The sequence below is a fragment of the Glycomyces amatae genome (assembly GCF_020991375.1).
In the GTDB taxonomy this organism is placed as follows: Bacteria; Actinomycetota; Actinomycetes; order Mycobacteriales; family Micromonosporaceae; genus Glycomyces; species Glycomyces amatae.
Window position 1 is genome coordinate 1 of record NZ_JAJLQZ010000011.1, and the last position, 21,519, is coordinate 21,519.

Consider the following 21,519-nt stretch of genomic DNA (forward strand, 5'->3'; position numbering starts at 1 on the left):
GGGGGGGGGGGGGGGGGGGGGGGGGGGGGGGGGGGGGGGGGGGGGGGGGGGGGGGGGGGGGCGCCCCCCCCCCCCCCCCGCGCGCCGCTACAGCAGGTCGTTCGCGCAGCGCACGGCGGCGGCGAGCGCGTCGGGGTCGGTCCCGGCGGGGGCCTCGACGCGGATCGCGGCCGTCTGCCCGGCGCGCAGGGTGATCATGCCCCGGTCGGCGCGGGCGCGGGGGGACACGGTGTCCGCGTGGCAGAAGACGTCCCTGGCGAGGGAGGTCGCGGTCACGCGCAGCTCCACTGTGGTTCCCAACGACGTGCCTCCTGACGACGTGCTTCCCGACGACATGGTTCCTGACGACATGGTTCCCGACGGCGCGCCGTCGACGGCGGCGGCCTCGACGCGCAGAGGGCTCGGGTCGAGCCGCTGGTCGACGAGTTCGGCGCCGTACCGGAAGGCGGGCGCGAAGACCCCGTCGTCGGCGACGGCCACGATGGACTCCGCGGCCGGGTCGCCGAACTCGGCGACCTCGGCGGGGACGGCCACGGCGGCGGCGTCGCGCGCGGGCACCCGCACCTCGACGCGGGCCTTGGCGAGCTCGGTCCCGTCGAAGGCCTCGCGGACGACGGTGAAGGCCCCCTCGTAGTCCTCGCCGGTGTCGTTGACCAGGACGAGCGCGAGCATGTCCGGTTCGGGGGGCAGGCCCTCCCAGGCGTTCGCGCGGGCGGCCTCGGAGGCTCGCGGCTGGAGCGTCGCCAGCCGCGGGGCGTACATGTCGCGCAGGGCGTGCCACAGCGGTTTGCGGTGCTCGGCGAAGTCGACCGCGGCCCAGGAGACCACGGGCCAGTTGTCGTTGAGCTGCCACAGGATCGTGCCGGTGTTGTGGGGCGTGAGCGAGCGGAAGTGCTCGACGCCGAAGCGGATCGCGTGCGCCTGGTTGAGCTGCGTCGTCCAGTGCCAGTCCCGGATGGACTCCGGGTCGGGCAGGTGGCCCTGCCAGCCGCGCTGGAGCTTGGCGTTGCCCTGGTTGGCCTTCTGGTGCACCAGCATCTCGTGCCCGAAGGGGTCCATCGGCTCGTCGTGGACGACCGCGTCGAGGGTCGACCACGCGGGCGGGGCCTGGAACCCGAACTCGGAGACGAACCGCGGCCGGTAGTCGGCGTAGACCCGGTAGTCGACGCGGTTCCACACGTCCCAGACGTGCATCGTGCCGTAGCGCTCGTCGTTGGGGTGCCGGTAGTCGCCGAACGAGTAGGGGCTCGCGGGCGAGTACGGGCGGGTCGGGTCCAGTTCGGACAGGATCTCGGGGATGAGGCCGTTGTAGTAGGCGTCGCCCCAGCCGCGGCCCTCGAGGCGGTGCGCCCAGGACCAGTCGACCGAGCCCCAGGTGTTCTCGTTGTTGCCGTTCCACAGGATCAGGGAGGGGTGCGGGCTCAGGCGGGTCGCGTTCTCGCGGACCTCGGCCTCGATCTCGGACCGCAGCGGGTCGTCCTCGCTGTAGGCGGCGCAGGCGAACAGGAAGTCCTGCCACATGAGCAGGCCGTGCTCGTCGGCGAGGTCGTAGAGGTCGTCGGACTCGTAGATCCCGCCGCCCCACACGCGCAGGAGGTTGACGTTCGCCTCGAGGGCGTCGGCCACGCGCCGGGCGTACCGGTCGCGGTCGATCTCGGTGAGGAACGCGTGGTCGGGGATCCAGTTGGCGCCGCGCACCAGGACGCGCTCGCCGTTGACGCGGATGTCGAAGGGCGCTCCGGCGGCGTCGGGGGCGGTGTCGAGCTCGACCGTGCGGAAGCCGACCCGGCCGCGCCAGTGCGCCTGGTCCGCTTCGATGCTCACGTCGTACAGGGGCTGGTCGCCGTGGCCGACCGGCCACCAGCGGCGCACGTCGGGCACGTCGACGACCACGGTGGCCGAGTCCGAGCCGGAGGGGACGGTGGCGGCGGTCTCCAGCGGGCGGCCGTCGGGGCCGGCGACGACGACGAGGACCTCCACGTCGCCGTCGTCGCAGGCGCGCTCGATGTCCAGGTGGACGGTGAGGACGCCGTCGTGGCCGCCCTCGGCGTTCGCGGCCACGTCCACCAGGGGCCGGACGGCCGCGATGCGGGCGCCGGACCAGGAGTCGAGGCCGATGGGCTTCCAGATCCCGGCGCCCGCGACGTCGACGCCCCAGTCCCAGCCGAAGGAGCAGGCCATCTTGCGCAGCTGGTTGTAGGCGTGGTGGTTGGTGTGCGGCAGCGCGCCGTCGCGCTCGGCCCGGGCCGCGGCCTCGGGCACGGGGGCGGCGAAGGTCACGGCGAGGGTGTTCTCCCCCTCCCGCAGGTGCTCGCGGACGTCCCAGCGGTAGGAGCGGTGCATGTTCTCGGTGCGGCCGACCTCGACGCCGTTGAGCTCCACGACGGCGACGGTGTCGAGGCCGAGGGCGACCAGGTCGTGGCGGTCCTCGCCGCCGGTCCACTCGAAGGCGGTCGCGAACCGCCAGGCGGTGTCGCCGATCCACTGCTGCGCGGCCTCGTTGTCGCCGTCGAACGGCTCGGCGATCAGCCCGGCGCGGCGCAGGTCCAGGTGGGCCTCGCCCGGCACGGCGGCCGGGACGCCGGCGGCCAGCGCCGCCGGGTCGACGGGGGCCCCTGCGGGGAGTGCGGCGGCGGTCAGGGTCCAGCCCTCGTGGAGCGGGCGGAACGTCGGGGGAAGGTGGCTCATGCGGATCCTCTGGGTCGTGGGTGTGCGGCCTGGCGGGAGTATGGCGCTCCCGTGCGGAGGGGCGGTTCGGCGGGTCGGGGGCGCCCGCCCGCCGGGGTCGTCCGGCGGGCTCCGGCGCCCGGTCACGCGGCGGCGGGGACGCCCGCTTCGCGCCACTCGCCGGCGAAGTGGTCGTAGCAGGCGCTGTTGTCGATCGCGTCCCGGTCGAGCGGCTCGGACGCGGTCACGCGCCCCAGCCGCTCGGGGTCGGGCGCGGCGGCCGCCAGCAGCTTCGTGTAGTCGTGGTGCGGGTCGAGGATGACCGCGTCGGCGGGTCCGCGCTCGACCACGCGGCCCCGGTAGAGGACGGTGACCTCGTCGGAGAAGTGCCGCGCGGTCGCGAGGTCGTGGGTGATGTACAGGACCGCGAGGTCGTCCTCGCGCTGGAGGCGACCCAGGAGGTTGAGCACGCCGAGGCGGATCGAGACGTCCAGCATGGACACCGGCTCGTCGGCGATGAGGACCTTGGCGCCCGGGGCCAGCGCGCGGGCGATCGCCACGCGCTGGCGCTGCCCGCCCGACAGCTCGTGGGGGCGCCGCGGCGCGATGCTCGCGGCCGGGGTCAGGTTGACGCGCTCGAGCATCTCGAGCACGCGCCCGCGGGTCTCGTCCTTGGTCGAGGTGCGCCGGTGGATGCGCAGCGGGCGGGCGATGTGGTGCTCGATGGAGTGGAACGGGTTGAGCGAGGCGAACGGGTCCTGGAAGACCATCTGGACCTCGCGGCGGTAGGCCGGCCCGCCCACGGCGGTGCCGTCCTCGCGCCGGACCTCGACGGTCCCGGAGGTGGGGCGCTCCATGCGGGTGAGGATCTTCGCGATCGTGGACTTGCCCGAGCCGGACTCGCCGACGAGGGCGACGGTGCGGCCCGGGGTCAGCTCGAGGCTGACGTGGTCGACCGCCCGCAGCCGGGTGCGCTTGAGGCCGTTGCGGATCGTGTAGTCCTTCACCAGGTCGGTGACGTGCGCGCTGGTCATGCTCGCTCCTCGGTCGGGTCGCTCTCGGAGGCCGCGGCCCCGTCGGTGCCGGTCTCGCCGGTGCCGGTCTCGCCTGCGTCGGTCTCATCGATGCCGGTGCGGATGAAGGCCCCGCGCTCGCCCGACAGGCTCGGGAAGGAGCCCAGGAGCTTGCGCGTGTACGGGTGGGCCGCCTGCCGGTAGAGCCGCTCGGCGGTGTCGAGCTCGACGATCTCGCCTTCGAGCATGACGGCGATGCGGTCCGAGATCTCCAGGAGCAGCGGCAGGTCGTGGGTGATGAACACGACCGCGAAGTCGAGCTCGTCCCGCAGGCGCACGATCTCGCGGAGGATGTCGCGCTGGACGACCACGTCGAGCGCGGTGGTCGGCTCGTCCATGATCATGATCTGCGGTTCCAGGAGCATGGCCATGGCGATCATGACGCGCTGGCGCATCCCGCCCGACAGCTGGTGCGGGTAGGAGCCCAGGCGCCCCGGGTCGACGCCCACGCGGCGCAGCACGTCCTCGGAGCGGTCCCGGATCTCCTTGCGGGACATGCGGGGCCGGTGGGCGCGGAGCGTGTCGGCCAGTTGCGCGCGGATCGTGGCGACCGGGTTGAGCGCGTTCATCGCGCCCTGGAACACCATCGAGAGGCGGTCCCAGCGGAAGGCGCGCAGCGCGGCGTCCTCCAGGGCGAGGACGTCGACGTCCTCGCCGCTCTTGTCGTGGAAGGTGATACGGCCCGAGGCGATGCGCGCGGGCGGGCGGTGCAGGCGGTTGACCGCGTACGCGAGGGTGGTCTTGCCGCAGCCGGACTCGCCGGCGAGGCCGAGGATCTCGCCGCGGTGGAGGGTGAGGTCCGCGCCGCGCACGGCGGTCACGGGCTCGTCCACCTCGTACACGACGGTGAGGTCCTCGACGGTGAGCACCGGGGCGGCGTCGGGGGCGGTCGTCATCGGTCGGACTCCTTCGCGGCGGTGGTGCGGCGCGAGGCGCCGCGCGCGAGCTCGCGTTCGAGGCGGGCGGCGCGGCGGGCGCGCCTGCGGTGCTGGCGCAGGTTCTTGAGCTTGGGGTTGATGACCTCGTCGATCGAGAAGTTGACGAGGGACAGGCCCATGCCGAACAGGGCGATCGTCAGGCCCGGGGGCACGAACCACCACCAGGCGCCGAGCGAGAGCGCGAAGCCGTTCTGGGCGTAGAAGAGCATGGTGCCCAGGGTCGCGGAGTTGGAGGCGCCCAGGCCGATGTAGGAGAGCCCGGCCTCGCCGAGGATCGCGGCGATGACGGCGAACACGAACTGGGAGGCGATCACCGGCAGCAGGTTCGGCAGGATCTCGACGACGATGACCCGCCAGGGCCGCTCGCCGCTCACCTGGGAGGCGGCCACGTAGTCGCGCTGGCGCACCGAGAGGGTCTGGGCGTGCAGGACGCGGGCCGAGGCGGCCCAGCCGGTGACGGCCAGGACCACGGCGATCGTCCACAGTCCGCGGCTCTCGCGGGGCACGAACCCGGAGATGACGATGACCAGCGGCAGGCCCGGGATCACCAGGAACACGTTGGTGAACAGGGAGAAGGCGTCGTCGAGGAAGCGGCCGCGGTAGGCGCCGTAGATCCCGAAGAAGGCCGAGAGGATCGTGGCGAGGACGCCCACGAGCAGGCCGATCTGGAGCGAGCCGCGCGTCGCGTGGGCGAGCTGGGCCAGCACGTCCTGGCCGGTCTGGGTGGTGCCGAGCCAGAACTCGGCGGAGGGGCCGGTCAGGCCGATGTCGCGGATCTGCCGCGGGTCGCCCGTGAAGAGCGGCCCGAGGAGTCCGAACAGGGTGATGCCGCCGACGAGGACGAGGCCGACGGCCAGCCAGGGCGTCATGGTCGGCAGGAGGGAGCGCCAGCCGGAGCGGACGGGGGCCGCGTCGGGTCCGGTCTCCGCGGCGTCCGCGGGGGTCGCGGTGGCGGGTTCGATGTTCGTCATGGTCGCCTCTCTCCTCAGGCCCGGGCGCGGGTGCGCGGGTCGATCAGGCCGTAGAGCAGGTCGACCAGGAGGTTCGCGCCCAGCACGGCGAGGGTGATGAACAGGAACACGCCCTGCATCAGCGCGTAGTCGTTGTTGGTGACCGCGCCCAGCAGGCGCCCGCCGATGCCCGGGTAGGAGAACACCTGCTCGGTGATGACCGAGCCGGAGACGACGAAGCCGAGCGAGATGGCGAAGCCGGCGACCGAGGGCAGGACGGCGTTGCGGGAGGCGTAGGACCGCAGGATCTTCCGCGGCGACAGGCCCTTGGCCTCGGCGGTGAGGATGTAGTCCTCCGAGAGCGTGGAGACCATCATGTTGCGCATGCCCAGGAGCCAGCCGCCGATCGAGGCGAGCACGATCGTCAGCGCGGGCAGGAACCCGTACTGGATCGCCGAGGCGATGAACTCCCCGTTCCAGCCCGGGGTGAGCACGACGTCGTAGCCGCCCTGGAGCGGGAACCAGCCCAGGACGCGGGCCAGGAGGTACACCAGGATGAGGGCCAGCCAGAAGTAGGGGACGGCCGCCAGGAGCGTGGTGGAGGGGACGAGCGAGTCCAGCCACGTGCCGGGCTTCCAGCCCACGATCGCGCCGAGGAGCACCCCCAGGAGCGCGGCGATGACCGTGGCGACCCCGACCAGCACCACCGTCCACGGCAGCGACGTGAGGATCACGTCGGAGACCTTGGCCGGGTAGTAGCTGACCGAGGTCCCGAGGTCGCCTCTGGCGAGGTTCTTCAGGTAGTCCCAGTACTGGACCCACAGGGGGTCCGAGGTGTCGCCCCCGAGGAGGAGCGCGTACGCCTTGCGGGTCTCCGGCGTGACCGTGCCGCCGCGCTGCTGGAGCTTGGCCAGCAGGATGTCGACGGGGTCGCCCGGCAGCAGCCGCGGGATGGCGAAGTTCAGCGTCAGCGCGGCCCACAGGGCCACCGCGTAGAAGCTCAGTTTGCGCAGGAAATAGTTCACGGTCTCTCGACTCCTCCCCGGGGGCGGTATGCGCCCGCTAGCCCTTCGGTTCGAGCCGCTTGAAGATCTCGGCGGCGTCGTACGCCGACCAGATCGCCGGGAAGGCGTAGAGGTCCTCGTCGGAGGGCCAGCCGGTGTACTCGGCGGTGTTCCAGATGCTGGTGGTGCCGCCGGTCATGATCGGCACGTAGGGCATGTCCTCGACGATCTCGGTCTGGATGGCGTCGAAGTGGGACTGGCGGCCCGCGGCGTCGTCGAGGGGCATGGTCGCGAGCGCGGCGACGGCCTCGTCCACGGCGGGGTTCTCGTAGCGCGCGTAGTTGTTGCCCGCGCTCCCGCCGACCTCGGCGCCGGAGGAGGAGTCGTAGAAGTAGTTGTAGAGGTAGTACGGGTCGGGGGCCGGGCCCTGCCACAGGGAGTCGATGGCGAGCTGGAAGTTCCCCGAGCCCTTCTTCTCGGTCCACTCGTTCCAGGAGGACTGGGCGGCGGTCAGCTCGATGCCGGCGGCCTTAGCCTGGGAGGCCATGGTGTCGATGGCGGTGATGTAGTCGGTCCAGCCGGTGACGACCTCGACGGTGAGGGTGAGCTTCTCGCCGTCCTTGGCGTAGATCCCGTCGTCGCCCTTGGCCCAGCCGGCGGCCTCGAGGAGGTCCGCGGCGGTGTCGGGCTGGGCGGTGGTCGGCGCGATCGGCTCCTCGACGGCGGCGGAGACGTACTGGTCCTGGCTGGGGGTCAGGGTGAACGCCGGCGACATGTCGTTGGCGGTGTCCATGAACGCCAGCGAGTTCAGCTGCTCGCGGTCGATGGCGTAGTAGAGGGCGTGGCGGACCGCGGGGTCGGTCTGCGGGCCCTCGCAGCCGAGTTCGGCGCTGGAGCAGGTGGCGAGGACCATCTGGTTCTGCCACTGCGTGTATGCGTCGTAGTTCGGGAAGTTCCGGTTGGTGTTCTGGATGTCGGGGATGGGCCCGGTCTGCCAGTCGATGGTCCCGGCCGCGATGGCGTCGGCGCCGGCCTGGTTGCCCGAGAGCGAGAGGTAGCGGACCTCCTTGATCTCCGGCTCGCCGCCCCAGTACTCGGGGTTGGACTCGAGGGTGTAGGCCTGCGGCTTGAACTCCTTGAGGAGGTAGGCGCCGGTGCCGACGGGCTCCTCCATGACGTCCTCGACGGGGTTGACGTCCTTCCACAGGTGCTCGGGGACGATCGGGGTGTTGCCCATCAGGTCCGGGCCCTTGACGAACGTGGGCTCCTCGAACGTGAAGGTCAGGTGGGTGTCGTCCTGGGCCTCGACGGTCCCGTCGAAGCCGCTGGCGTTGATCGCGGGCTGCCCCTTGAGCATGTCGAAGGTGAAGACCACGTCGTCGGCGGTGAACGCCTCGCCGTCGCTCCACTCGACGCCGTCGCGGAGGACGACCGAGAGGACGGTGCCGTCCTCGTTCCACGCCTGCTCGGTCGCGAGCAGCGGCGCGGGCTCGGAGACCTCGGCCTTGTTGTAGAAGAACAGGGTCTCGTAGATGGTGCCGAGCGCGCCGATCTTCGTGGGAGAGAAGGGGTTGAAGTTGATCTGGTAGTCGCCTGCCTGTCCGGTGTAGACCACCAGGGCGTCGCCGGAGGAGGAGTCGGCCGAGCCGCCTGAGCAGGCGCTGAGGGCCAGGCCGAGGGCGGCCGCGCCCGCGAGGGCGGCCGCGGCGCGGGGCCGGGGTCCGTTCTTGGGTGACATCGTCGTCCTTTCGGGTCCGGGGCGCCTTCGCCTCGGAGCTGGAGGGGGTGCGCCCGCTCGGGCGCCCGGCCAATTATTAACCTGTTAAATTTAAGGTGTCAAGAATAAGATCCGATGAACTTTCGAAGGGGGCGCCATGCGCCGTCCGGGCGGGGTCCGCGCGAGCGCGGCCCGGCGCGTGCTCGACCTCCTGCGGGCCGAGGGCACCCTCAGCCGCGTCGAGCTCGCCGAGTTGACCGGGCTGACGGCCGCGACCATCACCAACACCGTGCGGCCGCTCATCGCCGACGGGCTCGTGCGCGAGAGCGGCCGCGACGAGCGGCCGGGCCGCGGCCAGCCGCGACGGCTCCTGCGGCTCGCCGCCGACGCCTGGCACGCCGTGGGCATCCAGGTCGACCGCACCACCACCACGATCGTCGTGCTCGACTTCGCCGGGGTCCGGGTCGCCGGCGCGAGCCTCCCCGGCACGGGCGGGCGCGGTCCCGAGGAGACGGTGCGGGCGCTCGCCGCGCACGTCGACGCGCTGCTCGACCGCGCGGGCGTGCCGCGCGAGCGCGTCCTGGGCGCGGCGCTGGCGACCCACGGGCCGCAGGACCTGGAGCGGGGGATGCTGCTGACCGCCCAGCCCGGCCCGGCGTGGCTCGAGTACCCGCTCACCGCGGCGCTCGCCGAGCGGCTCGGCGTCCCGGTGCTGCTGGAGAACGACGCGAGCGCCGCGGCGTTCGGCGAGTTCTGGGCCGGCTCCCCGCCGACGGACACGTTCGGCCTGATCTACATGGCCTCCGGCATCGGCGGCGGCGTGATCGTCGACGGCGAGGTCTACCGGGGCCGGGCCTCGAACGCGGTCGAGATCGGGCACGTGGCCCTCGCCGGCGGGAGGGCGCCGTGCGTGTGCGGCGGCAGCGGCTGCGCGCAGGCCGAGGCCGGACCGCAGGCCGTGGTCGCGAAGGCGCTCGCCGACGCCGGGCTGGCCGAGCGCCTCGCCGTCCGCGGGGAGCCGGACGGCACGCTCGCGGACTTCGACCGGATCGCCCGCGCCTGGCGCGCCGGGGACCGGGACGCGGCCGCGATGCTGGAGCGGTCGGCGCGCTGGATCGGCCGGGCCGCCGTCACCCTGGTCAACCTGTTCGACCTCGACACCGTCGTGCTCGCCGGCCCCGCGTTCACCGTCACCGGGACGCTGTACCGCGAGCACGTGGCCGCCGAGCTGGAGCGGCGGGCGCTGAGCCGCGCGCTGCGCCGCCCCCAGGTGCTCGTGTCGTCCAACGTCGACTCCGCCGCGGCGGTCGGCGGCGCGCTGCACGTGCTGCGCACCATGCGCATCGGGGCGCCGCGCCTCGCGGACCGGGGGCGGGCGTGAAGCCGGGCGGCCCCGGCGGCGCATGCGAGCATGATCCCCGCTCCAGCCGAAGGAGCACCGTGAACCGGCAAGCCCTCCACACCACCGACGAAGGAGCACTGTGAACGCACAGACCTGGACCGTGCTGCGCCGCGACGGCGTGTCGCTGATCCTCGGACATACGGCGGCGGGACTGCCGTCGGTGCTGCACTGGGGCGCCGACCTCGGCGAGCTCGGTGAGGCCGACCTCGCCGAGCTCGACCGGGCGACCAGCCGCCAGACCGCGCCCGGGACGCTCGACGCCGCCTGGCGCCTCCCGCTCGTCCCGCAGGAGGCCGACGGCTGGTCGGGCCGCCCGGGCCTGCTCGCCACCCGCGAAGGACGGCCGGTCTTCCCGCGCTGGACCGCGGCGGTCGAGCGCCGGGACGAGGCCGCGGTGCGGCTGACCGCGACCGACGAGGCCTCGGGCCTGGTGCTGCGCACCGCGATCGCCATCGGCGAGGGCGGCCTGGTGCTGCTCGACCACGAGATCGCCAACACCGGCGACGGCGAGCTGGAGGTCGCGTGGCTCGAGGCCACGCTGCCGGTGCCCAAGGCCGCCGACCACCTCACCCAGTTCGCCGGGCGCTGGACGCGCGAGAAGTCGCCGCTGACGGCCCCGATGCCGCGCGGCACCACCGTGCGCGAGTCGCGCCGGGGCCGCGGCGGCCACGACGCGCCGTGGGTCACCCTGGCGTCCGACGGGCAGCCGCGGAACCGCGGCGGCGAGGTGTGGGCGGTGCACCTGGGCTGGAGCGCCGACGTGCGCCACCGCGTCGACCGCGTGGGCGAGCACGTGACCGCGCTCGGGGCCGGCGAGCTGGTGCGGCCCGGCGAGATCCGCCTCGCCCCCGGCGGCGCGTACCGGACGCCGACCGCGTACTTCGCCTGGGCCGCAACTGGTCTCGACGGCGTCAGCGAGCGGTTCCACACCTGGATGCGGTCGCGCCCGCAGCACCCGAGGACCGCCCGCCCGCTCGTGCTCAACACCTGGGAGGCCGTCTACTTCGACCACGACGGGGACCGGCTCGAAGCGCTCGCCCGCAAGGCCGCGGCCGTCGGCGTCGAGCGGTTCGTCCTCGACGACGGCTGGTTCCCGGGCCGGCGCGACGACACCAAGGGACTGGGCGACTGGACCGTGGACCGCACGGTCTGGCCCAACGGGCTCGGGCCCCTGGCGGACCTGGTGCACTCGCTCGGGATGGAGTTCGGGCTGTGGTTCGAGCCCGAGATGGTCAACCTCGACTCCGACCTGGCGCGCGCCCACCCCGAGTGGCTGCTCGCCAACCCCGCCTCGGTGCCCTCGCCGGAGGGATTGTCGTTCCGCACCCAGTACGTGCTGGACCTGGCGAACCCGGAGGCGTTCGAGCACGTCAGGTCGCAGATGTCGGCGCTGGTGCGGGAGCTGGGCATCGACTTCGTCAAGTGGGACCACAACCGGGACCTGGTCGAGCCGGTGCACGGGGGCGCGCCGGGCACCCACGGGCAGACCCTCGCGGCCTACCGCCTCATCGCGCGGCTCAAGGCCGACCACCCGGGACTGGAGATCGAGTCGTGCTCCTCCGGCGGCGCCCGCACCGACCTGGGCATCCTGGAGCACACCGACCGGGTGTGGGCCTCGGACTCCAACGACCCGGTGGAGCGCCAGGAGATCCAGCGCTGGACCGAGCTGGTGCTCCCGCCCGAGCTCATCGGCGCGCACGTCGGCCCCTCCCCCGCCCACTCGTCCGGCCGCGCCGCACCGCTGTCCTACCGGATCGCGACCTCGCTCCAGGGCTCCGCGGGCTTCGAGTGGGACCTGCTCTCATGCGACGAGGAGGAGACCGGGCGGATCACGGCGTTCGCCGCGCTCTACAAGGAGCTGCGGCACCTGCTGCACACCGGGACCGTGGTCAGGCCCGACGTGCTCGACCCCGCGCTGCGGGTGCGCGGCGTCGTGGCGCCCGACCGGTCCGAGGCGGTCTTCACCGTGGCGACCGTGGCCTCGCTGGAGGACGCGCTCGCCGAGCGGCTGCGCCTGGACGGCCTCGACCCCGAACGGCGCTACCGGGTCCGGGTGCGCGACGAGATCGGCACGGCCCGGTGGGGCTGGGTCACCCCGGCGTGGCTCGACGGGGAGGGGACGGTCCTGCCGGGGCGGGTCCTCGCGGAGGCCGGGCTCCAGCTGCCGACGCTGTGGCCGATTCAGGCGCTGGTGGTGCATGTGACCGCCGTCTGACGGTCCGGGGCCGTTCGCACCGATATGCGGGGCGGCCCCGTCGCCAGGCCCGGCACCGGCCGATTTCGGCCGGTGCCGGGCCCGCACGGGCCGGTAAGGTGATCGGAGCCCGTCACCCCACGCGAGGAGGCCGCATTGCGATCGTTCGGCGCCGACACCCGTCTGCCGACGCTGGCCGTGGTGCTCGACATCATCCGCGAGCGGGGGGCCGTCAGCCGCGTCGAGCTGGCCGACGCCACCGGACTGACCCAGGCCACGATGACCCACGCCGTCAGGAAGCTGACGGCGCTGGGGCTGGTCCACGAGGTCGGCACCGCGCCCGCCAACCGCGGGACCCCGCGGCGCCTCATCGGGATCAGGGAGGACGCCTGCTACATGGTCGGCGTCCAGCTCGACCAGTTCTCGGCGGTCGGCGTCGTGGTCGACCTGGCGGGCCGCGTCGTGGTCCGCCGCGACACGCCCGGCTCGGGCATGCGGCCGCTGGCCTCGGTCGTCGCCGACCTCGCCGAGCTGGTGCGGACCGTGCTCGACGAGGCCTCGGTGCCCCCGCACAAGGTGCTCGGCATCGGGCTGGCGACCTACGGCTCGCAGGACCGCGAGGCCGGCATCGTGATCACGCCCCACCCGACCGCCGAATGGCTCGGCTACCCGCTGGCCGAGACCCTCGCGGCGGCGACCGGGCTGCCGGTCGCGCTCGAGAACGACGCCACCGCCGCGGGACTGGGCGTGCAGACCGCGGGCGGATCGGGCTCGAGCTTCGCCGTCGTGTTCATGTCGGGCGGCATCGGCGGCGGCGTCATCCTCGACGGCCACCCCTACCGCGGGGTGACCTCGAACGGCGTGGAGCTGGGCCACATCTCCGTCGACGCGCTCGGCGAGCCCTGCGCCTGCGGCAACCGCGGGTGCCTCGACCCCGCCGCCGGTCCGCGCGTGGTCGTCGAGCAGGCCCTGGAGGACCCGGCGCTCGCCGCGCGGCTGGGGCTGGGCGCCGACACGCTCACCGACTTCAACCGGATCGGGCGCGCCGCCCGCGAGGGGGACGCCGAGGCGGCCGCGCTGGTCGCGGCCTCGGCGCAGCGGCTCGCGGTCGCCACGGTCTCGATGGTGAACATGTTCGACGTGGGCCGGGTCGTGCTCGCCGGGCACGCCTTCGCCGAGACCGGGCGGGCCTACCGGGACGTGCTCCAGGAGGTGCTCCACCGGTCGGTGTACATGCGCCACGTGCACACCGTGGAGGTCGACCTGGCAGAGGACGTGACGCAGGCGGCGGCGGTCGGCGGCGCGGCCGTGGTGCTGCGCAACCTGCTCGAGTCGCCGAACCCGGAACTGCGGGGCGTCGCGGCGGACGCCGAGGCGGGCGTCTAGAGGGCGGTGCTCGGCGCGGCCTGATGCGGCATACGGCGCGGGCCCCGGCTTCCGCCAGGGCCCGCGGCGCGTCCGCTAGCGCTCGAGCGCGTCGAATCGTTCGCGGGCCTCGGCCGCCGAGGCGGCGTGGGCGTCCATGTCGGCCCACGGGTCGGCGGCCTTGTGGGCGAGGCGCCGGCGCATGGTCGCGATCGTGCTGCCGCCGGGGGTCGCGCGGCCCAGTTCGGACCAGTCCAGCGGCGTGGCCACGCTCGCGCCGGGCCGGGCGCGCAGCGAGTACGGCGCGATGAAGGTCTGGCCGTAGGCGTTGCGGTTGACGTCCAGGAAGATCCGGTCGCCGCGCTTGTTCTTGCGCTGCTCGGTGGTCAGCAGGTCGGGGTCCCGCGCCGCCAGGCGGTCGGCGAGGTCCGCGGCGAGGCCGCGGACGGCGTCGAAGTCGGCGGAGCGGTCCAGCGGCGCGGCCACGTGGAAGCCGCGGCCGCCCGTGGCCTGCGTGTACGGCGCCAGGCCGATTTCGGCGTAGGCGTCGCGGATGCGGCGCGCGACCGAGCGCAGGGTGTCGACGTCGGCGCCCTTCGGCGGGTCGATGTCGATCACCAGCCGGTCCGGGTGGTCCAGGTCGTCCATCGTGGACAGCCAGATGTGGAACTCGACGGTGTTCTGGTTGGCGAGGTACACCAGGGCGGCCTCGTCCTCGCAGACCACGTGCCGGACCGTGCCCTCCTCGCTGCGCTGGGGCACCTCGACCACGCGCACCCAGTCCGGGAAGTACTCCGAGGCGTGCTTCTGGAAGAAGCCCTCCTCGTCGATCCCGTCGGGGAAGCGCCGCATCGTCAGCGGGCGGCCCGCCAGGTGCGGCAGCATCACGTCGGCCACCGTCCGGTAGTGCTCGATGACGTCGCCCTTGCTGACGTCGTCGTCCGGGAAGAGCTCCTTGTCCGGTTTCGAGACCTTGACGTCGCGGTCCTCGACATGGATCGTCTCTGCTTTCGGCCGTGTCATGACCGGCGGTTACCCGGGCGGCGGGGCCGCAAACGGGGCCGCCGGAGCGGGCACTGGCGCGCGACAGGTCAATGTGGATTCCTCATGGGCGCGGCGAGCTGGACTGGAGTCGTTCAATGGGGTGGGTGTTGCGCCGGTCTCATCGATGTAGTTATATTTTAACGTACGTCCCTACAAATACGAACCCTTGCGAACTTCATATACCCGGCATTGGCGACGCCTGCGGCCATGAACCAGCAGAGCACCGTGACTCCCCTACGAAAGGCACCGCGCCATGGGCGACACCTCCAGCGGAACCCGGTTCCGCCTCCAACGCCGAACCCTCTTCCAGGCCGGCGGCGCCGCCGCCGTCACCGCCTCCCTCACCGCCTGCGCCGACCTCGAGGAGGGCCCCGAGGGCACCGCCGCCGGGTCCGACGAACTCGCCGACCTGCTCCCCGAGTTCATCCCCTACGAGGGCGGCGTCGAGCCCGACCTGCCCGGCCGGCCCGACGGCACCGTCTCCCCCGGCTACCTCTCCCGGCCCGACCAGGTGCTCCAGGCCGTCGCCGAGAAGCCCATGACCACCGGCGAGGAGATCACCGCGATCACCCCGCTGTGGAACCCGGCCCCGCCCGGCCTGCCCGGCAACTCCTACTTCACCGCCGTCAACGAGGCCCTCGGCGGCACCGTCACGTTCAACATCGCCGACGGCAACAACTACGTCGACAAGATCACGACCACCCTCGCCGGCGGCGACGTCCCGGACATGTTCCAGATCCCCGGCTGGGAGATCATCAAGCTCTCCGACTTCACCGAGGCCGCGAACGAGCTGTTCGCCGACCTCTCGCCGTACCTGGCGGGCGCCAAGGCCGCCGACTACCCGCTCCTGGCCAACTACCCCACCGCCGCGTGGGCGATGGGCGTCTTCGGCGGCAGGCTCCTCGGCATCCCGTGGGAACGCGCGCCGTACACGAACACCATGTTCGCCCGCCAGGACCTGCTCGACGAGCTGGGCCTGGAGCACCCGACGAACCTGGAGGAGCTGCTGGCGATCGCCGAGGAGGTGAACGACCCCGCGAACAACCGCTGGGCCTTCGCCAGCCTCGACCAGACCGTCCAGGAGGCGATGGGCGTGCCCACCCTGTGGCGCGACGACGGCGGGAAGCTCGTCCACAAGTTCGAGACCGAGGCGTTCGCCGCCGCGATCGAGTTCACCCGCCAGGTCTTCGACAAGGGCCTGGTCCACCCCGACTACGTGGCCGACCGCTTCACCAACACCAAGGAGATCATCGGCTCGGGCCAGGCCGTGTTCTACGAGGACGGCCTCGGCGCCTGGCACGAGATGCTCGGCACCTACCGCGACGTGCCCGGCTTCGACCTCCAGGCCGTGAACCCGATGGCCGCCGAGCCCGGCGGCACCCCCACGATCTGGCGCGACGACCCGGCCGGCATGTTCACCTTCATCCGCAAGGACCTGTCCGAGGAGCGGATCAAGGAGTGCCTGCGCGTCGCCAACTGGTGCTCGGCGCCCTTCGGCACCGTCGAGTGGGACCTGGTGTGGGACGGCGTCGAAGGCGTCCACTTCACCGTCGACGCCGACGGCGTCCCCCAGCGCACCGACCTGGGCCAGACCGAGGTCGCCAACACCTACCTGTTCCTCTCGGGCCGCTCCAACGCGAACTTCAAGTTCCAGTACCCGGGCCAGGTCGAGGCCCAGCACGCGTGGGAGACCAACGCCGCGCCGTTCCTCGACGACCACCCGTTCCAGGGCCTGCGCATCGAGATGCCCTCCGACCTGGCCGCCGAGAACGAGCCGATGACGGACGCGCACCACGAGATCTACCGCGGCCAGCGCGAGGTCTCGGCGTGGGCGGCCCTCGTCGAGGACTGGCGCGCCAAGGTCGGCGACTCGGCCCGCGAGTACTACACCGGGATCGCCGAGGACAACGACCGCCTGTGACCGCTCCGACGATCCAGTCCCCGGCCGATGCGGCCGGGGACGCTCCACCGCGCGCGGCGAAGCCGGGGACGCACTGGCGGGCGCGGCTGCGCCGCGACTGGCCGCTGGTGCTCATGGCGGCGCCGATGATGCTCCTGGTGTGGGGGTTCTGGTGGATCCCCGCGCTGGGCAACGTGGTCGCGTTCCAGGACTACAAGCCCTACACGGGCGGGATCTTCGGCTCGCGCCTGGTGGGCTTCACGCACTTCCAGATGCTGTTCTCGGACCCGGACTTCCTCCGGGCCCTGGTGAACACGCTGTCGATCACCGCGTTCCAGCTGGTGTTCTACTTCCCGGTGCCGATCATGCTGGCGCTCCTGCTGCACTCGCTGACGTCCGCGAAGCTGCGGTCGATGCTCCAGAGCGTGGTGTACCTGCCGTACTTCTTCTCCTGGGTGCTCGTGATCGCGATCTTCCAGCAGATGCTCGGCGGGGCGGGGCTGCTCAACCAGCTGCTGCGCGCCGGCGGGTTCGAGGGCGTGGACTGGATGACCGATCCGGACACGTTCATCCTGCTGGTGACCTCGCAGGCGATCTGGAAGGACGCGGGGTTCGGGGCGATCATCTTCCTGGCGGCGCTGGCCGCGATCGACCCGAACCTGTACGAGGCGGCCGCGGTCGACGGGGCGGGCCGGTGGCGGCGGCTGTGGCACATCACGCTGCCGGGCATCCGGCCGGTGATCGTGCTGCTGCTGATCCTGCGGCTGGGCGACGCGCTCAACGTCGGGTTCGAGCAGTTCTTCCTCCAGCGCAGCGCGGTCGGCTCGCAGGCCTCGGAGGTGTTCGACACCTTCGTGTACTACAGCGGCATCCGCACCGGCGACTTCGACTACGGGGCCGCGGCGGGCCTGTTCAAGGGCGTGGTGGGCCTCGTGCTCATCCTCGCCGCCAACAAGGCGGCCCACATGATGGGCGAGCGGGGGGTGTACTCCAAGTCATGAGCGCTGTGAAACGCGCGGCGTGGGAGGAGCGGCCGACGGTCGCGGGGCGGGCGTCCAAGGGCGTCGCCGTCGTGGTGATCGCGCTGCTGGTCCTGTTCCCGCTCTATACGATCGCGCTGACGAGCCTGTCGAGTTCGGACACGGTGCACCGCGTGGGCGGCCTCGTGGTGTGGCCGGGCGACGGGATCACCTTCGACGCGTACGAGCAGATGTTCCGCAACCCGGTGGTGCTCAGGTCGCTGGCGGTGTCGCTGGGGATCACGGCGGTCGGCACGGCGGTCAGCGTGGTCGTGTCGGTCCTGGGGGCGTACTCGCTGTCGCGCCCGGGTTCGTTCGGGCACAGGACGATCCTGTTCTCGGTCCTGCTGATGTTCGTGGTCTTCCCGGGGCTCATCCCGGTCTACCTGTGGGTGAGCGCGATCGGTTTGCGGGACAACTACCTGGCGATCATCCTGCCGATGGCCGTGTCGGCGTTCAACGTGGTGGTGCTGCGGGCGTTCTTCATGAGCATCCCGCAGGAGCTGTTCGACTCGGCCCGGATCGACGGGGCCGGTGAGTTCCGCGTCCTGTGGCAGATCGTGGCGCCGCTGTCGAAGGCGGTGATCGCGGTGGTGACGCTGTTCTACGCGGTCGCGTACTGGAACAACTGGTTCAACGCGTTCCTGTACCTCGACGACACCGGGAAGTGGCCGCTGGCGCTGGTGCTGCGGACGTACGTGGTGGAGTCGGCGCCGCTGCCGCAGGCGGCGGGGCTGAGCGAGGCGCCGCCGACGCTGGCGGTGAAGATGGCGATCGTGATGATCGCGATCGTGCCGGCGCTGATCATCTACCCCTTCGTGCAGAAGCACTTCAAGAAGGGCGTGATCATCGGCGCGGTGAAGGGCTGACCTGCGGTGCGGGGTCCGGCCGGTCCTCTGAGGGGGCCCGGCCGGACGCCGCAGAAGAATGAGTGTACAGTCACTCACATGAAATCCGATCGCGTGCTCTCCACGGCCGAGGAACGCCGGGCGAAGGTGGTCGCCAGCGCGGTGGCCGCGTTCGCCCGCGGCGGCCTCCACGCCGTCACCGTCGCCGACGTGGCGAAGCACGCGGGCATCTCCCCCGCCTACGTGCTGAAGCTCTTCACCTCGAAGACGCAGCTGTTCGCCGCCGCGCTCGACGAGTGCTACCGGCGCATCGGGGAGGCGATGGAGCGGGGCGCGGCGCAGGCCGAGGAGGAGACGCCCGAGGCCCTGCTGCACACGATGGGCGGGGCGTACGCCGAGCTCATCGGGGAGCGGGACCTCCTGATGCTCCAGGTGCACGCGCAGTCGGCGATGGCCGAGCCGCTCATCGCCGACGCGGTGCGCCGGGGCGCCGCGGGGATCACCGACTACGTCGCCGCGCGCTCGAAGGCCTCGGGCCGCCAGGTCCAGGAGTTCATGGCCTTCGGGCAGCTGTGCCACCTGCTCACCACGATCGACGCCTTCGGCATCGACGAGCCCTGGGCGAAGCTCCTGACCGAGGGCTTCCGGCACTCGGACCCGATCGAGCCGCCGGGAGGCGCACCGGACTGACCAGCGCGTTCGCGCCGCGTTCGCGGCGAGAGGGCACCCGCCTGAGGCGGGCGTTTTTTCGGCCGAATCAGTGAGTGATCAGCCACTCATTCATCAGGAAGAGGAGTACCACCATGAACGACCAGCGACTGCACGTCGTCCTCGGCGCCGGTCCCGCCGGGACCGCCACCGCCGCCGAGCTCGCCTCCCGGGGCGAGCGCGTCCGCCACGTCTCGCGCAGCACGATCCCGCACGTGGACGACCGGATCGAGCGGCGGCGGGCCGACGTCTCGACCGCCGAGGCCGCCGTCGCGGCCACCGAAGGCGCCGCGGTGATCTACCACGCCGTCAACGTCCCCTACCACCAGCAGGTCGCGGTCCTGCCGGGCGTCGCCGAGGCCGTCATCGCGGCCGCCGCACGCCACGACGCGAAGCTCGTCGTCCTCGACACGCTGTACCCCTACGGGACCGCGGACGGCGAGGCCATCACCGAGCAGACCCCGTGGGCCGCGACCAGCCGCAAGGGACGGATGCGGGCCGAACTCGACGAGCGCTACCTGGAGGCGCACCGCGGCGGCGAGGCCCGCACGGTCATGGGCCGCGCCGCCGACTTCTTCGGCCCCGGCGTCCTCACCTCCACGCTCGCCGCGACCTTCTTCCCCGGCGCGCTCACCGGCGAACCCGTCCTCGGCATCGGCGACATCACCCTGCCGCACAGCTACACCTACATCAAGGACGTCGCCGCGGGCCTGGCGGTCCTCGGCGCCGACGACCGGGGCGACGGCCGCGTCTGGCACCTGCCCACGAACCCGGCCGTGTCGACCGCGGAGGTGCACCGGACGGTCGAGTCGATCACCGGGCGCCCGCTCACCGTCGAGCTCGTGACCGAGGCGGTCGCCTACGGGCCCTTCGACGAGCGGTTCATGGCCGAGTACGCCGAGATGTTCTACCAGAACCTGATCCCGCAGAACATGGTCTCCGCCGCGTTCGAGTCCGCGTTCGACGTGCGCCCGACCCCGATGCGCCGGGCCCTCGAGGAGACCCTCGCCTGGTACGCGGCCGCGTTCGCCGGCGACGAGACCCGGTAGACCCCGCGGCGCCCCCGCCGCGGGGGCGCCGCCCCGTCCCCCCCGACGCGACCACCCTGAAGGACCACTGACATGCGACGTCGCAAAGCAATCGCGCTCACCCTCGGCATCGGCGGGGCGCTCGTCCTCGGCCCCGCCGGCTTCTACGGCTACCGGCTCGCCGCCGCGAAGCTCGACACCGTCGGCGAGGTCGCCTTCGACACCCCGCTCGCCGTCCCGCCGCTCGCCGAACCGACCCGGGACCCCTCGGGGGCGAAGGTGTTCGACCTCGAGCTCCGGTCCGGGCGGACGCAGTTCGCGGACGGGGCCGCCACCGCGACGTGGGGCGTCAACGGCGCCTTCCTCGGGCCGACCGTCCGGGCCCGGCGCGGCGAGGAGGTCGCGTTCACCGTCCGCAACGGACTGGACGAGGCGACCTCGATCCACTGGCACGGGATGCGCCTGCCCGCCGTCATGGACGGCGGCCCCCACCAGGAGGTGGCCCCGGGCGAGACCTGGACGCCGCAGTGGACGGTGGACCAGCCCGCGGCCACCCTCTGGTACCACCCGCATCCGCACGGGAAGACCGCCGCGCACGTCTACCGCGGGCTGGCCGGGATGTTCATCGTGGACGACGACGCGGACCTGAACCTGCCGCGGACCTACGGCGTGGACGACGTGCCGATGATCGTGCAGGACCGGAAGTTCGACGGCGACAACCAGTTCGACGACGGGGCGCCGCTGTTCGGCGCGCTCGGCGTGATCGGCGACCGCGTCATGGTCAACGGCACGCTCGGCCCCTACTTCGACGTCACGACCCGGCTGGTGCGCCTGCGGCTGCTCAACGGCTCGGGCGCCCGCACCTATCATTTCGGGTTCGGCGACGACCGGCCCTTCTCGCTCGTCGCCACCGATGGCGGCCTGCTGCCGGAGCCCTGGGAGACCGACCGGATCAGGCTCACGCCGGGCGAGCGGGCCGAGATCGTCGTCGCCTTCGCCCCCGGCGAGACCGTGGACCTGCGCTCCTACCCCTCCGACATCGGGGGCCCGGCGGGGCGGCTCGACGGTTTCGCGGACCGGCTGGACGTCTGCCGGTTCCGGGCGGCCGAGCGGCTCGGCGAGGGCACCGAGGTGCCCGCGGCGATGGGCGCCGCGCCCGCACTGGACGCCGCAGAGGCCGCCGCGGAGCGGTCGTTCACGCTGGGCGGAGACAAGATCAACGGGGAGGCGATGGCCATGGAGCGCATCGACTTCGGCGTCCGGGTGGACACCACGGAGGTGTGGGAGGTGGTCAACGACAACGGGTTCCTGCACAACTTCCACGTCCACAATGTTCAGTTCCAGGTCCTCGACGTGGACGGCGCCGAGCCGCCGCCCGCCCTGCGCGGCTGGAAGGACACCGTGCCGCTGATGCCCGGCGAGCGCAACCGGCTGGCGCTGCGCTTCAGCGAGCACACCGACCCGAACGTGCCGTACATGTACCACTGCCACGTGCTCAAGCACGAGGACGAGGGGATGATGGGCCAGTTCGTGGTCCTCGGCGAGGGCGAGGAGGTCGGCGAGGTCCCCGGGGCGCACGCCCACGGGTGAGGAGCGAGGGGCGGACGGGCGCGGGCGGCATATGATCACTCGACCCGACCGCCCCCGTCGCCCCAGCCGCGG

The 21,519-nt window shown here is 72.6% G+C and carries 16 protein-coding genes; 9 read left to right on the top strand and 7 right to left on the bottom strand.

All coding sequences use genetic code 11. From position 1 onward, the window contains the following. Positions 1–87 precede the first annotated feature (87 nt). The 6 genes from LO763_RS17085 to LO763_RS17110 all read right to left on the bottom strand — a co-directional run bounded on the left by LO763_RS17085 (position 88) and on the right by LO763_RS17110 (position 8,370). Positions 88–2,688 carry a glycoside hydrolase family 2 protein gene (locus tag LO763_RS17085; protein ID WP_230786510.1) on the bottom strand — a complete coding sequence of 867 codons (2,601 nt, stop codon included), beginning with the start codon at positions 2,686–2,688 and terminating at the stop codon, positions 88–90. 122 nt (positions 2,689–2,810) lie between these two features. Further along, positions 2,811–3,701 carry an ABC transporter ATP-binding protein gene (locus LO763_RS17090; RefSeq protein WP_230786512.1) on the bottom strand — a complete coding sequence of 297 codons (891 nt, stop codon included), beginning with the start codon at positions 3,699–3,701 and terminating at the stop codon, positions 2,811–2,813. Then, complete coding sequence (locus LO763_RS17095) at positions 3,698–4,636, bottom strand: ABC transporter ATP-binding protein (protein ID WP_230786514.1); 939 nt, start codon at positions 4,634–4,636, stop codon at positions 3,698–3,700. The genes LO763_RS17090 and LO763_RS17095 overlap by 4 nt, the downstream gene beginning before the upstream one ends. After that, positions 4,633–5,649, bottom strand: a complete 1,017-nt coding sequence (locus LO763_RS17100) for an ABC transporter permease (protein ID WP_230786515.1) — start codon at positions 5,647–5,649, stop codon at positions 4,633–4,635. Before LO763_RS17100 ends, LO763_RS17095 begins: the two co-directional genes overlap by 4 nt. 14 nt (positions 5,650–5,663) lie before the next feature. Further along, positions 5,664–6,653, bottom strand: a complete 990-nt coding sequence (locus LO763_RS17105; RefSeq protein ID WP_230786517.1) for an ABC transporter permease — start codon at positions 6,651–6,653, stop codon at positions 5,664–5,666. Positions 6,654–6,690: 37 nt separating this feature from the next. Next, positions 6,691–8,370, bottom strand: a complete 1,680-nt coding sequence (locus tag LO763_RS17110) for an ABC transporter substrate-binding protein (protein ID WP_230786518.1) — start codon at positions 8,368–8,370, stop codon at positions 6,691–6,693. A 136-nt stretch (positions 8,371–8,506) separates the two neighbouring features. Here LO763_RS17110 and LO763_RS17115 point away from each other — a divergent pair, with 136 nt between their 5' ends. From LO763_RS17115 to LO763_RS17125, 3 genes are all read left to right on the top strand, one after another. Next, positions 8,507–9,730, top strand: a complete 1,224-nt coding sequence (locus tag LO763_RS17115; RefSeq protein ID WP_230786520.1) for an ROK family transcriptional regulator — start codon at positions 8,507–8,509, stop codon at positions 9,728–9,730. Positions 9,731–9,830: 100 nt separating this feature from the next. Beyond that, positions 9,831–11,966: an alpha-galactosidase gene (locus tag LO763_RS17120; RefSeq protein ID WP_230786522.1), complete on the top strand. Its 2,136-nt coding sequence runs from the start codon at positions 9,831–9,833 to the stop codon at positions 11,964–11,966. Positions 11,967–12,101: 135 nt separating this feature from the next. Further along, a complete protein-coding gene (locus LO763_RS17125) occupies positions 12,102–13,331 on the top strand; it encodes an ROK family transcriptional regulator (RefSeq protein ID WP_230786523.1) in 1,230 nt (409 codons plus the stop codon). A 75-nt stretch (positions 13,332–13,406) separates the two neighbouring features. Here LO763_RS17125 and ligD read toward each other — a convergent pair whose 3' ends face one another. Further along, entirely contained in the window at positions 13,407–14,333 is a 927-nt protein-coding gene (ligD, locus tag LO763_RS17130) for a non-homologous end-joining DNA ligase (protein WP_230786525.1), read from the bottom strand. Positions 14,334–14,607: 274 nt separating this feature from the next. Here ligD and LO763_RS17135 point away from each other — a divergent pair, with 274 nt between their 5' ends. The 6 genes from LO763_RS17135 to LO763_RS17160 all read left to right on the top strand — a co-directional run bounded on the left by LO763_RS17135 (position 14,608) and on the right by LO763_RS17160 (position 21,447). After that, positions 14,608–16,275, top strand: a complete 1,668-nt coding sequence (locus tag LO763_RS17135) for an extracellular solute-binding protein (RefSeq protein WP_230786526.1) — start codon at positions 14,608–14,610, stop codon at positions 16,273–16,275. After that, positions 16,272–17,255 carry an ABC transporter permease gene (locus LO763_RS29950; protein ID WP_230786528.1) on the top strand — a complete coding sequence of 328 codons (984 nt, stop codon included), beginning with the start codon at positions 16,272–16,274 and terminating at the stop codon, positions 17,253–17,255. The genes LO763_RS17135 and LO763_RS29950 overlap by 4 nt, the downstream gene beginning before the upstream one ends. Beyond that, positions 17,252–18,142 carry a carbohydrate ABC transporter permease gene (locus LO763_RS17145; RefSeq protein ID WP_230786530.1) on the top strand — a complete coding sequence of 297 codons (891 nt, stop codon included), beginning with the start codon at positions 17,252–17,254 and terminating at the stop codon, positions 18,140–18,142. The genes LO763_RS29950 and LO763_RS17145 overlap by 4 nt, the downstream gene beginning before the upstream one ends. Positions 18,143–18,220: 78 nt before the next feature. Then, on the top strand, positions 18,221–18,811 hold the full coding sequence (locus tag LO763_RS17150) for a TetR/AcrR family transcriptional regulator (protein ID WP_230786532.1): 591 nt from the start codon (positions 18,221–18,223) through the stop codon (positions 18,809–18,811). A 113-nt stretch (positions 18,812–18,924) separates the two neighbouring features. Continuing rightward, the gene (locus LO763_RS17155; protein ID WP_230786533.1) at positions 18,925–19,878 is read left to right on the top strand and encodes an NAD-dependent epimerase/dehydratase family protein; all 954 of its coding nucleotides are present in this window, start codon (positions 18,925–18,927) and stop codon (positions 19,876–19,878) included. A gap of 72 nt (positions 19,879–19,950) precedes the next feature. Continuing rightward, entirely contained in the window at positions 19,951–21,447 is a 1,497-nt protein-coding gene (locus LO763_RS17160; protein ID WP_230786535.1) for a multicopper oxidase family protein, read from the top strand. The last annotated feature ends 72 nt before the right edge of the window (positions 21,448–21,519 follow it).